Annotated in this window: 19 protein-coding genes, 1 tRNA gene and 1 other annotated feature; of the genes, 16 read left to right on the top strand and 4 right to left on the bottom strand. The window is 39.0% G+C overall.

Annotation, left to right across the window (positions count from 1 at the left end; translation table 11 throughout):
• Positions 1 to 72 precede the first annotated feature (72 nt).
• Positions 73 to 293: a binding site (T-box leader), on the top strand.
• A gap of 58 nt (positions 294 to 351) precedes the next feature.
• The 6 genes from epsC to dtd are packed head-to-tail and all read left to right on the top strand — an operon-like array spanning position 352 to position 4780.
• Positions 352 to 1038: a serine O-acetyltransferase EpsC gene (epsC, locus tag ACH9UM_RS05285; protein ID WP_009242202.1), complete on the top strand. Its 687-nt coding sequence runs from the start codon at positions 352 to 354 to the stop codon at positions 1036 to 1038.
• A complete protein-coding gene (cysS, locus tag ACH9UM_RS05280; RefSeq protein WP_009319818.1) occupies positions 1025 to 2431 on the top strand; it encodes a cysteine--tRNA ligase in 1407 nt (468 codons plus the stop codon). The genes epsC and cysS overlap by 14 nt, the downstream gene beginning before the upstream one ends.
• Positions 2416 to 2883, top strand: coding sequence for a Mini-ribonuclease 3 (locus ACH9UM_RS05275; RefSeq protein ID WP_004845840.1), 468 nt, complete (start codon positions 2416 to 2418; stop codon positions 2881 to 2883). Before cysS ends, ACH9UM_RS05275 begins: the two co-directional genes overlap by 16 nt.
• Positions 2864 to 3640 carry a 23S rRNA (guanosine(2251)-2'-O)-methyltransferase RlmB gene (rlmB, locus tag ACH9UM_RS05270; RefSeq protein ID WP_004845841.1) on the top strand — a complete coding sequence of 259 codons (777 nt, stop codon included), beginning with the start codon at positions 2864 to 2866 and terminating at the stop codon, positions 3638 to 3640. The genes ACH9UM_RS05275 and rlmB overlap by 20 nt, the downstream gene beginning before the upstream one ends.
• Positions 3641 to 3674: 34 nt before the next feature.
• Positions 3675 to 4301 (top strand): RNA polymerase sporulation sigma factor SigH, encoded by a 627-nt coding sequence (gene sigH, locus ACH9UM_RS05265; RefSeq protein WP_004845842.1) that lies wholly within the window; start codon positions 3675 to 3677, stop codon positions 4299 to 4301.
• A gap of 32 nt (positions 4302 to 4333) precedes the next feature.
• Entirely contained in the window at positions 4334 to 4780 is a 447-nt protein-coding gene (gene dtd, locus ACH9UM_RS05260) for a D-aminoacyl-tRNA deacylase (protein ID WP_004845843.1), read from the top strand.
• Positions 4781 to 4891: 111 nt separating this feature from the next.
• Here the strand turns inward: dtd and ACH9UM_RS05255 are convergent.
• A tRNA-Thr gene (locus tag ACH9UM_RS05255) sits at positions 4892 to 4964 on the bottom strand.
• A 298-nt stretch (positions 4965 to 5262) separates the two neighbouring features.
• Between ACH9UM_RS05255 and ACH9UM_RS05250 the strand changes: the two genes are divergently transcribed.
• Positions 5263 to 5619, top strand: a complete 357-nt coding sequence (locus tag ACH9UM_RS05250) for a hypothetical protein (protein WP_270187056.1) — start codon at positions 5263 to 5265, stop codon at positions 5617 to 5619.
• A gap of 105 nt (positions 5620 to 5724) precedes the next feature.
• On the opposite strand, the gene ACH9UM_RS05245 is transcribed toward ACH9UM_RS05250, so the two are convergent.
• The gene (locus tag ACH9UM_RS05245) at positions 5725 to 7191 is read right to left on the bottom strand and encodes a sodium-dependent transporter (RefSeq protein WP_004845845.1); all 1467 of its coding nucleotides are present in this window, start codon (positions 7189 to 7191) and stop codon (positions 5725 to 5727) included.
• A 217-nt stretch (positions 7192 to 7408) separates the two neighbouring features.
• On the opposite strand from ACH9UM_RS05245, the gene ACH9UM_RS05240 reads away from it, so the two are divergent.
• Complete coding sequence (locus ACH9UM_RS05240) at positions 7409 to 9076, top strand: glutamine--tRNA ligase/YqeY domain fusion protein (protein WP_044997943.1); 1668 nt, start codon at positions 7409 to 7411, stop codon at positions 9074 to 9076.
• A gap of 23 nt (positions 9077 to 9099) precedes the next feature.
• Complete coding sequence (locus ACH9UM_RS05235) at positions 9100 to 10515, top strand: PLP-dependent aminotransferase family protein (protein ID WP_187305813.1); 1416 nt, start codon at positions 9100 to 9102, stop codon at positions 10513 to 10515.
• A 110-nt stretch (positions 10516 to 10625) separates the two neighbouring features.
• Here the strand turns inward: ACH9UM_RS05235 and ACH9UM_RS05230 are convergent, their stop codons facing one another.
• The gene (locus tag ACH9UM_RS05230; RefSeq protein WP_009242196.1) at positions 10626 to 10868 is read right to left on the bottom strand and encodes a hypothetical protein; all 243 of its coding nucleotides are present in this window, start codon (positions 10866 to 10868) and stop codon (positions 10626 to 10628) included.
• Positions 10869 to 11144: 276 nt separating this feature from the next.
• Between ACH9UM_RS05230 and ACH9UM_RS05225 the strand changes: the two genes are divergently transcribed.
• Together ACH9UM_RS05225 and ACH9UM_RS05220 are read left to right on the top strand one after the other, a co-directional pair.
• Positions 11145 to 12425 (top strand): adenylosuccinate synthase, encoded by a 1281-nt coding sequence (locus tag ACH9UM_RS05225; RefSeq protein WP_009242195.1) that lies wholly within the window; start codon positions 11145 to 11147, stop codon positions 12423 to 12425.
• 208 nt (positions 12426 to 12633) lie between these two features.
• A complete protein-coding gene (locus ACH9UM_RS05220; protein ID WP_004845850.1) occupies positions 12634 to 12792 on the top strand; it encodes a hypothetical protein in 159 nt (52 codons plus the stop codon).
• 4 nt (positions 12793 to 12796) lie between these two features.
• Here the strand turns inward: ACH9UM_RS05220 and ACH9UM_RS05215 are convergent, their stop codons facing one another.
• Complete coding sequence (locus ACH9UM_RS05215) at positions 12797 to 13012, bottom strand: hypothetical protein (RefSeq protein ID WP_022003137.1); 216 nt, start codon at positions 13010 to 13012, stop codon at positions 12797 to 12799.
• Between the two features lie 186 nt (positions 13013 to 13198).
• Between ACH9UM_RS05215 and ACH9UM_RS05210 the strand changes: the two genes are divergently transcribed.
• The 5 genes from ACH9UM_RS05210 to metA all read left to right on the top strand — a co-directional run bounded on the left by ACH9UM_RS05210 (position 13199) and on the right by metA (position 17436).
• Complete coding sequence (locus tag ACH9UM_RS05210) at positions 13199 to 13714, top strand: SEC-C metal-binding domain-containing protein (protein WP_004845852.1); 516 nt, start codon at positions 13199 to 13201, stop codon at positions 13712 to 13714.
• Positions 13715 to 13750: 36 nt separating this feature from the next.
• Positions 13751 to 14443, top strand: coding sequence for a YdcF family protein (locus tag ACH9UM_RS05205; protein ID WP_270188227.1), 693 nt, complete (start codon positions 13751 to 13753; stop codon positions 14441 to 14443).
• A gap of 50 nt (positions 14444 to 14493) precedes the next feature.
• The gene (locus ACH9UM_RS05200; protein ID WP_004845854.1) at positions 14494 to 14814 is read left to right on the top strand and encodes a DUF1540 domain-containing protein; all 321 of its coding nucleotides are present in this window, start codon (positions 14494 to 14496) and stop codon (positions 14812 to 14814) included.
• Between the two features lie 323 nt (positions 14815 to 15137).
• Positions 15138 to 16511, top strand: a complete 1374-nt coding sequence (locus ACH9UM_RS05195; protein ID WP_004845856.1) for an AI-2E family transporter — start codon at positions 15138 to 15140, stop codon at positions 16509 to 16511.
• Between the two features lie 4 nt (positions 16512 to 16515).
• Positions 16516 to 17436 carry a homoserine O-succinyltransferase gene (metA, locus tag ACH9UM_RS05190; RefSeq protein WP_009242194.1) on the top strand — a complete coding sequence of 307 codons (921 nt, stop codon included), beginning with the start codon at positions 16516 to 16518 and terminating at the stop codon, positions 17434 to 17436.
• The last annotated feature ends 168 nt before the right edge of the window (positions 17437 to 17604 follow it).

Raw genomic sequence — 17604 nt, 5'->3', positions numbered from 1 at the left:
GATTGCCTTTGAAAGAAAAGCGGTATTGACAAAAATGTGGAATTTGCATAATATAAATTATATGTCGAAGAATAAAAAGCAGAGAACGGAAAGAGTAACAGATTGTGAAAGTTCGCAGAGAGGGAATGTCGGAGGCTGAAAGCATTCCTGTACAAAGATGGTTTGTGAAGTGCGTCCGGGAGCTGATCGGGTGAATGAAAAGTAGCCTGATTCGTTTAGCATACGTTACAGGCTGTTGAGTGAAAGAAAAATCTTTTAATAGAGTGGAACCGCGGAAAAACTTCGTCTCTGATCTGAGACGAAGTTTTTATTTAACCGGTAAAAGTAAAAAATATTTTGTGGGAGAACAGAATGGGTATTGTATCTTATATTAAAGAAGAAATACGAGTTGTGCGGGAACGGGATCCCGCGATAAAATCAAATATGGAAGTGTTGCTTTATCCAAGTTTTCGTGTAATACTCAGATACAGAGTGGCTCATAAATTATATTTAAAAAAACATTATTTTTGGGCGAGATGGATTTCACAAAGAGCGGCGCGAAAAACAGGGATTGAGATTCATCCGGGAGCTAAAATCGGACGCGGCTTGTTTATTGATCACGGGAGCGGAGTTATCATCGGTGAGACAACGGTGATCGGCGATAACGTAACTCTTTATCAAGGGGTAACGCTTGGCGGAACCGGAAAAGAACAAGGAAAGCGCCATCCAACATTGGAAGATAATGTGATGGTAAGCGCGGGAGCAAAGATATTAGGTTCTTTTACGATCGGAGAAAATTCAAAGATTGGGGCGGGATCAGTTGTTTTAGAAGAGGTGCCCCCGAACTGTACGGTAGTAGGTGTGCCGGGGCGTATCGTTAAAATGGATAATAAAAAAGTTCCGAGATCCGATATGGATCAAATTCATCTCCCGGATCCGGTATTGTCGGATATTAAGAGGCTTCAGGAAGAAAATTTAAGATTGCATAAGGAATTGAAACGTCTTGTGAAAGAGATAAGATGTGTGGAAAAGAAAGGAGATTATGATGAAGATTTATAATACATTATCAAAAAGAAAAGAAGAATTTGTGCCATTGGAAGAAGGCAAAGTAAAAATGTATGTGTGCGGTCCTACGGTTTATAATTTTATCCATATCGGAAATGCAAGACCGATGATCGCATTTGATACAGTACGCCGTTATTTTGAATATAAAGGATTTGAAGTGAATTTTGTATCAAACTTTACAGACGTAGATGATAAAATTATTAAAAAAGCGATTGAAGAAGGCGTTTCTGCTGATGAGATATCGAAAAGATATATTGCGGAATGTAAAAAAGACATGGAAGCAATGAATGTAAAACCGGCCACGAAAAATCCGCTTGCAACAGAAGAAATCTGCGGCATGGTGGAAATGATTTCTACATTGATTGAAAAAGGATACGCCTATGAAAAAAACGGAACGGTTTATTACCGTACAAGAAAGTTTGAAGGTTACGGAAAGCTTTCGCATAAGAATCTGGATGATTTGAGGTCGGGAGGAAGATCGCTTCTCGTTACAGGAGAAGACGAAAAAGAAGATCCGCTTGATTTTGTGCTTTGGAAACCGAAAAAGGAGGGAGAACCTGCCTGGGAATCTCCGTGGAGTGAGGGCCGTCCGGGATGGCATATTGAATGCTCGGAGATGTCTAAAAAATACCTCGGAGAACAAATTGATATTCATGCCGGCGGAGAGGATTTGATATTTCCGCATCATGAAAACGAGATTGCTCAAAGCGAAGCCGCGAACGGAAAAGAATTTGCAAAATATTGGATGCACAATGGATTTCTTAATATTGATAATAAAAAGATGTCAAAATCACTCGGTAACTTTTTTACAGTAAGAGAGATCGGAGAAAAGTATGACCTTCAGATCTTGAGATTTTTTATGTTGAGTGCACACTACAGAAGTCCGCTTAATTTTAGTGCAGAGTTGATGGAAGCAGCAAAAAATTCTTTGGAGAGAATCCTTACTGCGGCAGATAACTTGAAATTCCTTATTTCAAACACGTCAGAAGAGAAAATGACAGAGTCGGAGAAGAGATTGTTTGAGAAATCATCAGAATATGTAGAAGCTTTTGAAAGGGCAATGGATGATGATTTCAATACTGCCGATGCGATAGCGGCTATTTTTGATCTTGTCAAATATATGAACACGACTGCCGACGGAGCAAGCTCAAAGGAATATTTGCAAAACCTGCTTGACAGATTATGTCTGCTGACAGATGTTTTGGGTATTATCGTTATAAAAGAAGAGGAAATGTTAGATTCGGAAATCGAAGAGATGATAGAAAAACGTCAGGCTGCAAGGAAAGATCGTAATTTTGCTCTGGCAGATCAGATCAGAGACGAGCTCCTGGCAAAAGGGATTATTCTTGAAGATACGCGAGAGGGAGTAAAATGGAAAAAAGCTTAGGATATGGATTTGAGTATTATATGGATCTGATTCCCGGAATGAAGCAGGCCGACCCAAAAGCAAGTTCCTCTATTGTTTTAGCCTATATAGGAGATTGTGTCTTTGATCTTATTATTAAGATGAGAGTGGTAGGCAGAGGCGGCAGGCAGGTGCATAAACTGCATGAAGAGACAAGCAGGTATGTGCAGGCGTCTGCTCAGTCTTTTATGATGCGGGCAATTCAGGAACATCTTACAGAAGAAGAACATGCGGTATATCGAAGGGGAAGGAATACAAGGAGCGTTTCGGCTGCAAAAAATCAGTCGATCACCGATTATCGAAGAGCGACAGGGTTTGAGGCGTTAGTGGGTTATCTTTACTTGAAAAAGGAGTACAAACGGCTTGTTGAGCTTGTAACGATCGGACTGGAAAGTATGGAAAAGGAATTGGAAAATGGAGAGAAAAACGATTGAAAAAATTGAAGAAACAAAAGAACATACATTAGTGATCGAAGGACGAAACGCAGTACTGGAAGCGTTTCGCTCTGGAAGGACGATCGATAAGCTGTTTGTGTTGGACGGATGTCAGGATGGTCCGGTACGCACGATTGTCAGGGAAGCAAAAAAGCATGGAACAATCTTGAATTTTGTCGGAAAAGAAAGATTATCTCAACTTACGCAGACAGGAAGGCATCAGGGCGTAATTGCTTACGCTGCGGCTTATGATTATGCAGAGATTGACGATATGCTTAAACTTGCGGAAAAGAGGGGAGAAGATCCGTTTCTGATCGTATTAGATGGGATTGAAGATCCTCATAATTTGGGGGCAATTATAAGAACAGCCAATATTGCCGGAGCTCATGGCGTGATCATTCCGAAGAGGAGAGCGGTTGGTTTGACGGCGACCGTAGCGAAAACTTCGGCAGGGGCGTTGAATTATACTCCGGTTGCAAAAGTGACAAATCTTGTAAAGACAATGGAAGAATTGAAAGAAAAAGGAATTTGGTTTGTCTGCGCCGATATGGACGGACAATCAATGTATGATATGAATCTCACAGGACCGATCGGACTTGTTGTCGGAAATGAAGGGGATGGAGTCAGCCGATTAGTAAAAGAAAATTGTGATTTCGTTGCGTCAATTCCGATGAAAGGCGAGATTACCTCTCTGAATGCTTCCGTGGCAGGCGGAGTTCTTGCTTATGAGATTGTCAGACAGAGACTTGCAAAATAAGATGTAAAGCAGTGTTTGAAGGGTGTTTTAAAGGATGGAACAATATGAAAAGCTGACGGATGAACAGTTGATTGAAAAACTGCACTCCGGGGATCGGGATGTGACAGATTATCTGATGGAGAAATATAAAATGATGGTCCGCAAGAAGGCACGCGCAATGTATCTGATCGGAGGAGAAACAGAAGATCTTATTCAGGAAGGCATGATCGGACTAATCAAGGCGGTAAGAAATTTTGACAGCGGCATGGGCAGGTCATTTGCAGGGTTTGCGGAAACATGTGTACTTCGGCAAATGTACACCGCTATTGAGGCGTCAAATCGAAAAAAACATATGCCTCTGAATTCTTATATTTCACTTTATGAAGAAAGCGAGACGAATAAAAACGGTACAAAACTGCCTCTGATCGATCTGATAGAGCCTGACCGGGAAAATGATCCTGAGGCATTGTATTTTGGCAGAGAGTACACAGAAGCTTTTATTGAACGATTGAAAGAAAATTTAAGCCCGATGGAAGAACAGGTTCTTTATTTGCACTTAACAGGAACTGATTATAAAAAAATCGCGGAATTGTTGAAAAAAAGTCCGAAATCGATTGATAATGCTCTTCAAAGAATTAAGAAAAAAACAGAAAAAATGCTCAAAACAGAAATAAGAGCCTGAGAAATTCAAATAGAGAAAGCAGGTAAAAGGTTATGAAATTTGTAATACAGCGGGTAAAACAGGCATCTGTAAAAGTGGAAGGAAGCGTGATAGGAGAGATTGAAAAAGGATATCTCGTATTGATTGGCGTTTCAGACAAAGATACGGAAGCAGTTGCGGATAAAATGATAAAGAAAATGATCGGACTGCGGATTTTTGAAGATGCAGAGGGAAAAACAAATTTGTCGTTAGCTGATGTGGGCGGAAGTCTTTTGCTTGTATCACAGTTTACGCTTTATGCAAATTGTAAAAAGGGGAACCGGCCGAGTTTTATTGAGGCAGGGGCGCCGGATAAAGCAAATCAGTTATATGAGTATATAATTGAAGAGAGTAAGAAAAGTGTGTCAGTCGTACAGACGGGTCGCTTTGGAGCAGAAATGGAAGTGAGTTTGATCAATGATGGTCCGTTTACGATTTTGCTTGATTCGGAAATGTTGTGATAGGATCATCGGAAAAAAAGTAATTGTTTGAAATTTAAGGAGAGTCAGTGAAATACTAACTCTCCTGTTTTGTATAGATAATCAGAAGTAATCGATATATTAAAATCAGAAAGCTGTCTAGGGGACTTGAACCCCCGACCTCCGCCTTACCAAGGCGACGCGCTACCGACTGCGCCAAGACAGCATATATGTAACTCAAATGCATGATAAATATACAACGATTCAGCAGTAGTTGTCAAGAGAATTGTATTACAAGACGTTCATATAATTATATAATTATTTCTTTTTTGTTTTAAAAAGGACTGCCCGGCTGTGATTAAAAAGTGTTGTTCAGTGTCGCCTGTTTGTATCTCGGAGATATGAAATGGCAGGATAAAGACAGAATAATGCAAGAATTCCTGTCATTTTCTGTTCTTTTTTTGATTGTGTGGTATACTTGTACAAAATTTAGTGGTGATTTTCGCTATGGGGCGGAGGGAAAGATGAAAATAGGAAGAGAGGAACTGGAAGATTTAAAAGAAGGATTGGAAAAATTGACACATTTTATCAGAGTAATGGAGGGAGTGAAACTACCGGATTTTTATCGGTATTTTGATGCGATGAAAAATAATATTAATATCTTTTTTTATGCGGAATGTGAAGATATTGAAGATTTCTTCCCGATATTGGAAAGGGATTGGAAGGCATCGCATACAATGTTTATCGGTGTACAGAATTATGATTTGAGGAGGGAACATCCGGACATTGATCCGACGGTATGTTTGTATTTTGCAAGACTCCTTGCTGATGTGGGAAAATATTTTGAACGGGGCAATGTAGAATTTGCAAAAGAATATTAAATGTAGTTCGCTACTGTAAAAAAAGAAAGTTCTTTGGAGATCCACAGAACTTTCTTTTGATATTATTTACTGTCTGCACTTAATAAAGCAAATTTATAAAAACGATTATAGTTTGGTCTGTTTTTGCTTCCGTGTGACGGAAAAAACAAGGAGAAGAAATGCAAATGCGACAGCCATCCATACGCCGAAGACGACGTTGCTTTGAGAACTGAATTTGTCATAGTAGCCTTTTAAGTAGATGATGACAACGATCCAAGGAAGAATATATGTCATATATTTACGGATAAATTGAGGAAATTTCAATCCGTTTCCTGCATTTGCCTCCTGAATGAAATTGTTCCATCCCCAACCGTTTTTGTGTGTACAAAACATAAGATATATAACGGAACCAAGAGGAAGGATATTGTTTGACACAAGGAAATCTTCTAAATCCATAATGTTCGACCCTGCTCCGAGCGGTTGTATCCCCGATAAAATATTGAAGCCGAGAATACAAGGAATACTTAATACAATAATAAGTACAATGTTGATGCCGACAGATTTTTTGCGGCTGAATCCAAAAAGATCGATCCCGAAGGAAACAATGTTTTCGAATACGCCGACGATCGTGGACAGGGCTGCAAAGAAAAGGAAGAGGAAAAACAGAGCCCCCCAAACTCGTCCTCCCGGCATCTGAGTGAAAATGTTCGGAAGAGTGATAAATACAAGTCTGGGACCTGCATCCGGCTGTACATTAAATGAAAAACATGCAGGAAATACAATTAAACCTGCAGTAAGAGCAACGCAAGTATCCAGTAGAAGGATGCTTAAAGATTCTCCGGTGAGAGAACGGGATTTATCTAAATAGCTTCCGAAGATTGCCATTCCGCCCATTCCGATGCTTAGTGTAAAGAAAGCTTGACTCATTGCTCCGAAAATAACGTTTCCGACCCCGTTTTCGAGTACTTTTCCGAAATCCGGAATGAGGTAAAATCTGAGTCCTTCTGCTGCACCCGGAAGAGTAACTGACCTTATGGCAAGTACGACCATGATTGCCAAAAGGCAGAGCATAGTTATCTTCATGATCTTTTCGACACCTTTTTGAAGACCGATGCTACAGATCCAAAAAGCAAGTAAAATTACAAGTATAGTCCAAAAAGTCAGTGTGACAGGAGATTCCAGCATGGAATCATATTTTGCGGAAACTACTGTGGAATCAATGCCTGCAAACTCTCCTTTTGCCATCCGGAAGCAGTAATAAAGCATCCATCCGCCGACCATGGAATAAAACATAACAAGGAGATAGTTTCCGGCGATTGCAAACCATCTTGTAAAATGCCAACGCGTTCCTTTCGGTTCCAGTACGTTATAAGATGTGGCGATGCTTTTCTGGCTTGCGCGTCCTACACTGAATTCACATACGATGATCGGTAATCCGAGTATCACAAGGAACAGCAGGTAGATTAAAATGAATGCGGCTCCTCCGTATTGTCCGGCCATATAGGGAAATTTCCATACATTGCCCAGTCCGATAGCACATCCGGCCGACACTAGGATGAAGCCGAGTCGTGAACCAAAATTTTCTCTTTTCATAACTAAAAGCCTTTCTTTGTTTTTTGTAATCAGGTAAATTTGTTCTAAAATAAAAATAGCGCATACTTTTGAAAAAATGAAATGCGTTGATACATATTTTAGACAGCGGGCTTATTGTATCACATCAACGCGGCAAAGTAAACCGAGTACTTGTAGATATCTTAATTTTATGATAAGATAATTGCTATGAATGTTTGCGTTATTAGAGGAGGAGACAATGGAAAACGAAACTGTTTCAAAGAATTTTATCGAGCAGGAAATAGACAAAGATTTGGCGGAGGGAGTATATGATCATGTGGCTACTCGTTTCCCGCCTGAACCGAACGGTTACTTGCATATCGGACATGCAAAATCAATTTTGCTTAATTACGGACTGGCCCAGAAATATGGCGGCACATTTAATATGAGATTCGACGATACAAATCCGACAAAAGAAAAAATGGAGTTTGTTGATTCAATCAAAGAGGATATTCAGTGGCTCGGAGCGGACTGGGAAGACAGGCTATATTTTGCATCAGATTATTTTGATCAAATGTATGAATGCGCAGTAAAACTGATTAAAAAAGGAAAAGCATTCGTGTGCGATCTTACCGCAGAACAGATGAGAGAATACCGCGGGACATTGAAAGAACCCGGAAAAGAAAGTCCTTATAGAAATCGTTCTGTAGAGGAAAACCTGAAATTATTTGAAGAAATGCGGGAAGGAAAATATGAGGACGGAGAGAAAGTTCTTCGGGCTAAAATAGATATGGCTTCTCCGAATATAAATATGAGAGATCCGATTATTTATCGTGTGGCGCGTATGACACACCATAATACCGGAGATAAATGGTGTATTTATCCGATGTATGATTTTGCACATCCGATCGAAGATGCGATTGAAGGAATTACACATTCTATCTGTACATTGGAGTTTGAAGATCACAGACCATTGTATGACTGGGTTGTAAGAGAGTGCGAGTTTGAGAATCCGCCCAGACAGATTGAATTTGCAAAACTTTATTTGACAAATGTTGTTACTGGAAAGCGTTATATCAAAAAATTGGTAGAGGATGGTATCGTAGACGGATGGGATGATCCACGCCTTGTGTCGATTGCGGCATTGAGACGCCGCGGATTTACACCGGAATCTATAAAGATGTTCATCGAATTGTGCGGAGTTTCAAAAGCGCAGAGTTCTGTAGATTATGCAATGCTTGAGTATTGTATCCGTGAAGATCTTAAGATGAAAAAACCGCGTATGATGGCTGTGTTGGATCCGATCAAACTCATAATAGATAATTATCCGGAAGGTCAGGTTGAATATCTGGATGTTGCGAATAATTTGGAAAATGAAGAATTAGGCATACGTAAAGTTCCGTTTGGACGAGAACTTTATATCGAAAGAGAAGATTTTATGGAAGAGCCGCCGAAAAAATATTTCCGTTTATTCCCGGGAAATGAAGTGCGTCTGATGCATGCGTATTTTGTAAAATGTGAGAGTTTTGTGAAAGATGAAAACGGTAGGATAACAGAAGTACATTGTACTTATGATCCGGAAACAAAAGCGGGAAGCGGTTTTACAGGAAGGAAAGTAAAAGGAACGATTCACTGGGTTCCGGCGGAGTATGCACAGAAAGCGGAAGTGCGCCTTTATGAGAACTTAATCGATGAAGAAAAGGGTGTATATAATAAAGAAGATGGATCGTTGAATCTGAATCCGAATTCACTGACGATAATAAAAGATGCTTATGTGGAACCGAGTTTTGACGGTGCAAAAGCATATGACAGCTTCCAGTTTGTGAGAAATGGATATTTCTGTGTGGATTCTCATGATTCTGAGCCGGATCATCTTGTGTTTAACAGAATCGTATCATTGAAGAGCTCGTTTAAGCTTCCAAAATAAATGGTAGTTTATAATAAAACAGAATGAATGAATTAATGATTAATTTAAGAGCGGAACAAAAAGTCCCGCTCTATGAGCAAATATATGACTATATAAAAGATGATATCAAAAAAGGACGGATACAAAGCGGAGAGAAACTTCCCTCTACAAGAGCATTAAGCGCACATTTGGAAGTAAGCAGAAGTACGGTGGAACTGGCGTATGAACAGCTGCTGTCTGAAGGTTATATTGAGGCACAGCCTTACAGAGGATATTTTGTTTGTCAGATTGACGGATTGTTTCAGATAGATGCGCAGGAAAATAATAAAAGAGAAAATAATGAACAACGGGAACAAAAGTACCGGTATGATTTTACTCCGAGCGGAGTGGATCTGAAAAGCTTTCCGTATAATATATGGCGAAAATTATCCCGAGAGTGTCTTGTGGATGATAAGGCAGAACTGTTTCGTCTCGGCTGCCCTCAGGGAGAATATGGACTTAGAAATGCTATATGCAGTTACCTTCATCAGGCCCGAGGAGTAAATTGCACTCCGGAGCAGATTATTGTCGGAGCCGGAAATGACTATCTTTTAATGCTTCTCGGAATGATCTTAGGAGGTGAACATAAAATCGCATTGGAGAATCCGACATACAAGCAGGCGTATCGTCTGTTTAAAAATTTGTCATATGAAGTGTGTACTGTCGATATGGATGACAAAGGAATGCGTGTGGACGAACTGCGTAAATCGGATGCAGATATCGCATTTGTGATGCCTTCGCATCAATATCCGCTTGGAATAGTTATGCCTATAAAACGGCGAATGGAACTTTTGAAATGGGCGCAGGAAAAAGAAGAGAGATTTATTATAGAAGATGATTATGACAGTGAGTTTCGTTATAAAGGAAAACCAATTCCGGCTTTGCAAGGATATGACAGAAGCGGAAAGGTAATTTACATCGGAACTTTTTCAAAATCTATAGCTCCTGCGATTAGGATGAGTTACCTTGTCCTGCCGGAAAGAGTATGTTCGCTGTATAAAAAACGGTGCGGATTTATCAGCTCTACTGTATCAAAAGTAGATCAGCTTATTTTGCAGAAATTTATAGAAAAAGGATATTATGAACGTCATCTGAACAAAACAAGAGCTTTGTATCGGAGCAGACATGATGTTTTACTGAGCACTTTAAAAGAAATGAAAACAGAGTTTACAGTGTCGGGAGAAAATGCAGGAGTACATCTTCTTCTTCATTTTTGCGATGGAAGAAGCGAAAAAGAGTTAATCCGTTTGGCAGAAGAAAAAGAAGTAAAAGTATACGGACTGTCAGAATATTATGTGGGAGAAAAAGACAGAGAACAGAACGAATCGGTAATCCTGTTAGGATATGCAAATATGAGCGATGAAAAAATCTTGCATGCGGCTCGTCTGCTTGATGAAGCATGGAATAAAGAGGGAAATTGACAAATCAGTTTGAACAGATTCTGCTTTTGAGAAAGAAAAACACGTCGAAACTTATGTTCCGGCGTGTTTTAGTTGTGTATAAAATAGTAAATACACGGAATATTTCTGTACTATTTTTCTTCAAGTGATTCGGATTCGCCATCTGTGTCATCATCAGTCTTTTTTAAAGATACATATTCTCTGTCGGATGCAGGTTGAAGATCGGCATCAAGATCAAAGTCATCATCCTCGGTCTCGGCAGGATCATTTTCCTCTGGAATGTCGGAACTGTTCTTGCAGAAATACGCGACGGCAAGCCCGATCGCCGTTCCGATGACAGCGAAGATACTAAACCATTTAACAAGTTTTTTCAATTTGTTGACTCTCCTTTCTGTAAGAAGATGTGCTCCGTCTGTATAATGGAGAAACATCCTGAATGTATCTGTTATTTTAATACTTTTTCAGGGCAATTACAATAGCAGATTATAAAATCTATTGGCTCCTTTGTTTCAAAACAATTTTATGATCCTTTTATAAAAAACGAAATAACATTTTACATAATAAGAAAAATATAGTATAATTCTAACTGCGGTTATTCATAAGTACCGCTCATAATTATTTAAAAGCAACGATGTTCAGGAGGAATGGAAATGGTAAAAGCAGTAGTTGGTGCAAACTGGGGCGATGAAGGAAAAGGTAAGATTACAGATATGCTTGGTAAAGAATCTGACATCATCGTTCGTTTTCAAGGCGGAGCAAACGCAGGTCATACGATCGTAAATGATTATGGAAAATTTGCGCTGCATACACTGCCGTCAGGAGTATTTTATGATCATACAACAAGTATCATCGGAAATGGTGTAGCGTTGGATGTTCCGATTTTGTTTAAGGAAGTTAAGTCTATCGTGGATCGGGGTGTTCCGATGCCGAAGATTCTTGTTTCTGACAGAGCGCAGATGGTGATGTCTTATCATAAAAATTTTGATGCTTATGAGGAAGAGCGTCTCGGAGGAAAATCTTTTGGTTCGACAAAATCGGGTATTGCTCCGTTTTATTCTGATAAATATGCAAAAATCGGTTTTCAGGTGAGTGAACTTTTTGACGATGAATTGCTAAAGGAGAAAGTGGTTCGTGTAGCAGAACAAAAAAATGTATTGCTTGAACACCTTTATCACAAACCATTGATTGATCCTGATGAATTATATAAAGAACTTGTAAGCTACAGAGATATGGTGGCTCCTTATGTATGCGATGTTTCGCTCTTTTTACATAATGCTTTGAAAGAAGGAAAAAATATTCTTTTGGAAGGTCAGCTTGGTTCCTTAAAAGATCCGGATCATGGTATTTATCCGATGGTAACGTCTTCATCCACGCTTGCCGCATACGGGGCGATCGGTGCGGGCATTCCTCCGTATGAGATTAAACAGGTAATTACGGTATGTAAAGCTTATTCAAGCGCGGTAGGAGCAGGGGCATTTGTAAGTGAAATTTTCGGAGAAGAAGCAGATGAGCTTAGAAGACGCGGAGGTGACGGCGGAGAGTACGGCGCTACGACAGGACGTCCGAGACGTGTCGGTTGGTTTGACTGTGTCGCTTCAAAATACGGATGCAGAATGCAGGGAACAACAGATGTTGCATTTACGGTTTTGGATGTTCTTGGATACTTGGATGAAATTCCGGTATGTGTAGGTTATGAAATTGACGGAGAGGTAACGACAGATTTTCCTGTAACACATCTTCTTGAAAAAGCAAAACCGGTTCTTAAAACACTTCCGGGTTGGAAAGAAGATATCAGAGGAATCAGAAAATACGAAGATCTTCCGGAAAATTGCCGTAATTATATAGAGTTTATCGAAAAAGAGGTCGGATATCCGTTTACAATGATCAGTAACGGCCCGGGAAGAGATGATATTATTTATCGTAACCGTTAATTCATAGTTAAAAGTAAGGTTCTTGTAAAAGGTATATGGATTTTGTCTTTCGGAGGCTTTTGTTTCCGGGGGAAATAAAGAGTGAATATATGAGAATGAGGATGGTGTAAGCCGATGGTTTTCGCCATCCTTTTGTAATATTTTTTAAAGAGAAAGCATAAGATATAAGACCGGGTTTTGAAAAAAGCAAGAAGAGGAGGTATATTTTATGCGCCGGAATGACAGAGAGACAGAAATAAGGATGATGACGATGGAAGAATACCTGAAGAAAAGACAAGCGATAAGGCGGCGCGGCAACATGGGTGAAAATGAATGCCATGAAAAAACCGCAGCAGCCTTAAAGTTGGTTGAGTTATTATATAATTGATGAATTAATCATCGTTCTGATTATTCTTATTTTTTAAAAGCCGGGTGATCAGAATAAACCCGTAAAGCAGAACCGGAATTAAAATCGTAGCGGCTATAGAGGCTTTTAACAGGTCGTCTGATGCAGGAGATCCGATCAGAGCAAATATGAGAGTGCAGACATACATTCCGATAAGAAGGATAACACCTATGACTGCAAGGATACGTTTTATGTTTTTCATGATAAAATCCTTTCCTACTATAAAAATATTTTTGAATTGACGATCAACATGAAAAAATAGCTTGATCAAGTTTCTTGTTGAACTGAATAGGTATGCTGTAATTATACCTAAAATAATAGTTTACGGCAAACAGAAATTGTTATATAATGATTTAGATGGATTTTAAAGATAAAGGAGCAATATACAATGAGCGAAAAATGTTTATTAGATCAATGGAGAGATATGGCTTATGACAGAAACCTGTCAAAAGAGCAGTTAGAGAGTTTTTGGGGAAAATATTTTACAATAGAGACATCGATTTACGAGCAGCTTCTGGATGATCCTGATACAGAGGTAAAAGGAACAGTGAAAGAACTTGCCGAAAAATACGGTCAGGATGTAATGACGATGGTTGGTTTTCTTGACGGAATCAACGACAGTTTGAAAACACCGAATCCGATTGAGACGATGGATGAGGATACAGAAGTAAGTCTTGGATTTGATAAAGAAAAATTATATAAAAACATGGTAGATGCAAGAGCTGACTGGCTTTATGAACTTCCGCAGTGGGAAAAGATTTTTGATGAAAATACGAGAAAACGTCTGTACAAAGAGCAGAAAAATTCAGGAACAATACGTAAAGAAAAGAAAATAGGAAGAAATGATCCTTGTCCGTGTGGAAGTGGCAAAAAATATAAAAAGTGCTGCGGAAGAAATGCATAAATGAAAGAGTATTTCTGGATTTTGGGAAGTCTGTGTGTGTTGTATTATTTAATACTTGTCATTTATTCCCGCAGACTGCGATCGACCTTTGCGGTTTTTTGGTTGTTGACCGGCGGCGCACATCTGTTTTTTGGATGTGTGCCGCTTCCTGCATATGTGGAAAGTGTTTTCGGATGGATATGCCTGGGGTTATGGATTCTTTTTCTGACTGTGGAAATTAAAATCTGTCGAGGTATGTTTTCTAAACCTGAAAGAGGAGCGCAGTGGATCATTATATTGGGGGCGCAGGTAAGAGGAAGAAAAATTACGGATTCGCTGAAAAGGCGGCTTGATGCAGCGATTCATTATTTAGAGGAAAATGAAAGGACAATGGTAGTTGTTTCAGGCGGCAGGGGGCCGGGAGAAGATATTTCAGAAGCGGATGCAATGGAACAATATCTTATCGAACAAGGAGTTGCGGAAAATCGGATCAGAAAGGAAGATCAGTCCGTTTCTACAAGAGAAAATCTGAGTTTCAGTCGGAGATTTATTGATCCGAAACATGAGACGGTCGGAATCGTTACAAATAATTTTCATAGTTACAGGGCAAAACTTTTAGCAGAACAGGAAGGATATGCTCATGTTTTTTCAGTATCGGCTTCTTCAAATTATGTTTTTCAGATAAATTATCTTGTGAGAGAGTTTTTTGCGGTTTTGGCAATTTTTTTGAAAAATAAAAGAATATTATGAGTAATGTCAGGACATAATGCTATTGATATTGAATAAAAGGAGGTAGCGTTATGCCGCAATTAAAATGTACAGTTCAGACGTGTGTACACAACAAACAGTTTCTTTGTGATCTTGATGAGATTACAGTAGGAGGAGAATCTGCAAAAAATCCGAAAGAGACATGTTGTGACAGCTTTCAGGAGAGAAAGGAAGGAAGTTACACAAATTCTATGAAAGAGGCTTCAGATTGTTCCTGCGTTGATTGTAAGGCAACAAATTGTATGTATAATAAAGAGTGTGAATGCCATGCAGGAAAAATCAGCGTAGAAGGCGGAGATGCAAAACAGGCATCGGGAACAGAGTGCGCGACATTTCAATCATGCATAGGCTGATTGTTTAAAAACATGTTTTAAGGGTTAAGCAAGAACGAAAAAGGACAAAGCAGTTATTCAAGATAACGGAGAAAAGGAAAATCATATATCCAGAGTAAATGTCAGAGGAATCGTCTTAAATTAAAAGACGGTTCCTTTTATTTTTGTAATGAAGACGAATTTTGGGAGAGACTTTGGCAATCGCTTACAATCTGCGCGGCAAAATGGCATGGGGTTATGGTACGGGTTATGATATATTCCGGTTGACGCTGAAAGAATAAAAGCGTTATAATAAATTAATTATAGTTTATCTGATAAACGAAAAAGACTGGAAGGTATATGAGATGACCGATGAACAGGAAAATGTAGAAAACAAAAAAGATGAAAAGTATAAAAAGAACGAAAAAAATGGTGATAAAACAGGGTATTATGTGAAACAGCCGATATTCGGAACAGGAAAACCTTCTTGGTTAAAACAGCAGTTCGGCAAAACTGTGGCGATCGTAGTCGGCGCTTTAACATGTATTCTTTTTTATTTTCTGCTTTTGCGGGCAGGACACATATCGGGAGTGATTCGGAAAATATTTTTGGTTTCAAAGCCGATTGTTTACGGATTGGCAATCGCTTATCTTTTGAATCCGATAGTGAAAGCAGTAGACAGGAAGCTCCTTCCTTTTTTGGAAAAGAAATTTCCTAATTTTAAACAGGCGAAAAGCGTGTCGAGATCCGTAGGAATCTGTATTTCGATTGTGATATTGGCAACGATTATTTTTACACTGTTTAATATGATGATACCGGAACTTTATAAAAGTATTCGTGATATGATCATGAATGTTCCGAGTCAGATGAACCGTTTTATCAGAGAGTTAAGTGAAATGAATACAGAAAATTCGACGATCGGGAATATCGTAGAAAGTGTGATGAAAGAGGCCACTACATTTGTGCAAAATTGGATGCGTACAGATCTGCTTGGACGCATTAATGATTTTATGTCAGGTTTGACAGTCGGTGTGCTGAATTTCATGCGTGAAATTATGAATATTTTGATCGGATTAATTGTTTCTGTCTATGTACTGTTCAGTAAAGAAAAGTTTTCAAAACAGTCTAAAAAAATAACATATGCTATATTTAAACCGTCAAATGCCAATATGATTCTTCATCTTACTATTAAGAGTAATGAAATATTCGGAGGATTTATTATAGGAAAAATCATTGATTCGGCTATTATCGGTGTTCTTTGTTTCGCAGGCCTGTCGATTTTGAATATGCCATATGCGATGCTTGTCAGTGTGATCGTCGGTGTGACAAATGTAATTCCGTTTTTCGGACCTTATATAGGGGCAATCCCAAGCGCGATTCTTATTTTGCTTGCAGAGCCTAAGATGGGGATTTACTTTATTATTTTTATTATCGCCTTACAGCAGTTTGACGGAAATGTGCTTGGTCCTAAAATATTAGGAGATTCCACAGGCTTGTCGGCATTTTGGGTTGTGTTTTCGATTTTGATCGGAGGGGGTCTGTTCGGAGTTCCCGGAATGATACTTGGAGTTCCGACATTTGCAGTCGTTTATTATATTGTCGGAATGCTTGTTAATAACAAACTTGAAAAGAAAAAACTGCCTGTCAAGACAGATGCTTATGACGAATATAGTTATGTAGAATCGGACGGAACTTATGTCCATGCCGATAAAAATATATTCAAAGAAAAGGAGAGATAATATTATGCCTATTCGAGTACAAAACGATCTTCCTGTAAAAGAAATACTGGAACATGAAAATATATTTGTGATGGATGAATATAGGGCGGCACATCAAGATATCCGTCCAATCAGTATCGGACTTTTAAATCTTATGCCGTTGAAAGAAGATACCGAACTTCAAATTTTAAGATCACTTTCAAATACGCCGCTCCAAGTAGATGTGACGTTTGTTCGTATGACGAGCCATGTTTCTAAAAATACATCAACGAGTCACATTTATAAGTTTTATGAATCATTTGAAGATATTAAAATGAGAAAGTTTGACGGATTTATTATTACGGGTGCGCCGGTAGAACAAATGGAGTTTGAAGAAGTTGATTATTGGCAGGAATTGACAGAAATTATGGAGTGGACAAAGACAAATGTGACATCAACACTTCATTTGTGCTGGGGAGCGCAAGCGGGTATTTACTATCATTACGGGATCAATAAAAAAGCGCTTCCGAAGAAATTATCCGGTGTGTACAGACATCGCGTGAGAAACAGGAAGATTCCTCTTGTAAGAGGTTTTGATGATGTGTTTATGGCGCCTCATTCAAGACATACGGAAGTTCCTCAGGAACTTTTGGAGAAGGATGACAGAATCATGATTCTTGCAGATTCTCTTCAGGCAGGTGTATTTATGTGTATGGCCAAAGAAGGGCGTCAGATATTTGTGATGGGACATCCGGAATATGACCGTATGACTCTTGATTCAGAATATAAGCGTGATATAAGCCGTGGATTAAATCCTCAAATTCCGGAAAATTATTATCCCGATGATGATTCGGAAAATAAACCGGTACTTACATGGAGAGCACACGCCAACAACCTCTATACGAACTGGCTTAATTATTACGTATATCAGGTGACACCGTATGATTTGTATGGAACGCCTTTTTAATGTGATATTTACGGGATTTATTGAAAAGTCAAAGTATATAAAATGATGTCAAATATCGGGCTGTATCGCAAAATTGGGAGTACAAAGGGAGTATAGAAGAGTTTTTATAGGAGTACAAAAAGTATGATATAAATTGTCTTATAGAAACATTGTGGGGGCATATTGTGT

Source organism: Mediterraneibacter torques, from assembly GCF_044591705.1.
GTDB classification, from domain to species: domain Bacteria; phylum Bacillota; class Clostridia; order Lachnospirales; family Lachnospiraceae; genus Mediterraneibacter; species Mediterraneibacter torques.
Note: the sequence above shows the minus strand (reverse complement) of the source record. Positions and strands in the feature narration are given on the sequence as shown.

Bases quoted from the DNA above. Each gene is read 5' to 3' on its own strand.
- epsC (WP_009242202.1), top strand. From the start codon at position 352: ATGGGTATTGTATCTTATATTAAAGAAGAAATACGAGTTGTGCGGGAA.
- cysS (WP_009319818.1), top strand. From the start codon at position 1,025: ATGAAGATTTATAATACATTATCAAAAAGAAAAGAAGAATTTGTGCCA.
- ACH9UM_RS05275 (WP_004845840.1), top strand. From the start codon at position 2,416: ATGGAAAAAAGCTTAGGATATGGATTTGAGTATTATATGGATCTGATT.
- rlmB (WP_004845841.1), top strand. From the start codon at position 2,864: ATGGAGAGAAAAACGATTGAAAAAATTGAAGAAACAAAAGAACATACA.
- sigH (WP_004845842.1), top strand. From the start codon at position 3,675: ATGGAACAATATGAAAAGCTGACGGATGAACAGTTGATTGAAAAACTG.
- dtd (WP_004845843.1), top strand. From the start codon at position 4,334: ATGAAATTTGTAATACAGCGGGTAAAACAGGCATCTGTAAAAGTGGAA.
- ACH9UM_RS05250 (WP_270187056.1), top strand. From the start codon at position 5,263: ATGAAAATAGGAAGAGAGGAACTGGAAGATTTAAAAGAAGGATTGGAA.
- ACH9UM_RS05245 (WP_004845845.1), bottom strand. From the start codon at position 7,191: ATGAAAAGAGAAAATTTTGGTTCACGACTCGGCTTCATCCTAGTGTCG.
- ACH9UM_RS05240 (WP_044997943.1), top strand. From the start codon at position 7,409: ATGGAAAACGAAACTGTTTCAAAGAATTTTATCGAGCAGGAAATAGAC.
- ACH9UM_RS05235 (WP_187305813.1), top strand. From the start codon at position 9,100: ATGAATGAATTAATGATTAATTTAAGAGCGGAACAAAAAGTCCCGCTC.
- ACH9UM_RS05225 (WP_009242195.1), top strand. From the start codon at position 11,145: ATGGTAAAAGCAGTAGTTGGTGCAAACTGGGGCGATGAAGGAAAAGGT.
- ACH9UM_RS05220 (WP_004845850.1), top strand. From the start codon at position 12,634: ATGCGCCGGAATGACAGAGAGACAGAAATAAGGATGATGACGATGGAA.
- ACH9UM_RS05215 (WP_022003137.1), bottom strand. From the start codon at position 13,012: ATGAAAAACATAAAACGTATCCTTGCAGTCATAGGTGTTATCCTTCTT.
- ACH9UM_RS05210 (WP_004845852.1), top strand. From the start codon at position 13,199: ATGAGCGAAAAATGTTTATTAGATCAATGGAGAGATATGGCTTATGAC.
- ACH9UM_RS05200 (WP_004845854.1), top strand. From the start codon at position 14,494: ATGCCGCAATTAAAATGTACAGTTCAGACGTGTGTACACAACAAACAG.
- ACH9UM_RS05195 (WP_004845856.1), top strand. From the start codon at position 15,138: ATGACCGATGAACAGGAAAATGTAGAAAACAAAAAAGATGAAAAGTAT.
- metA (WP_009242194.1), top strand. From the start codon at position 16,516: ATGCCTATTCGAGTACAAAACGATCTTCCTGTAAAAGAAATACTGGAA.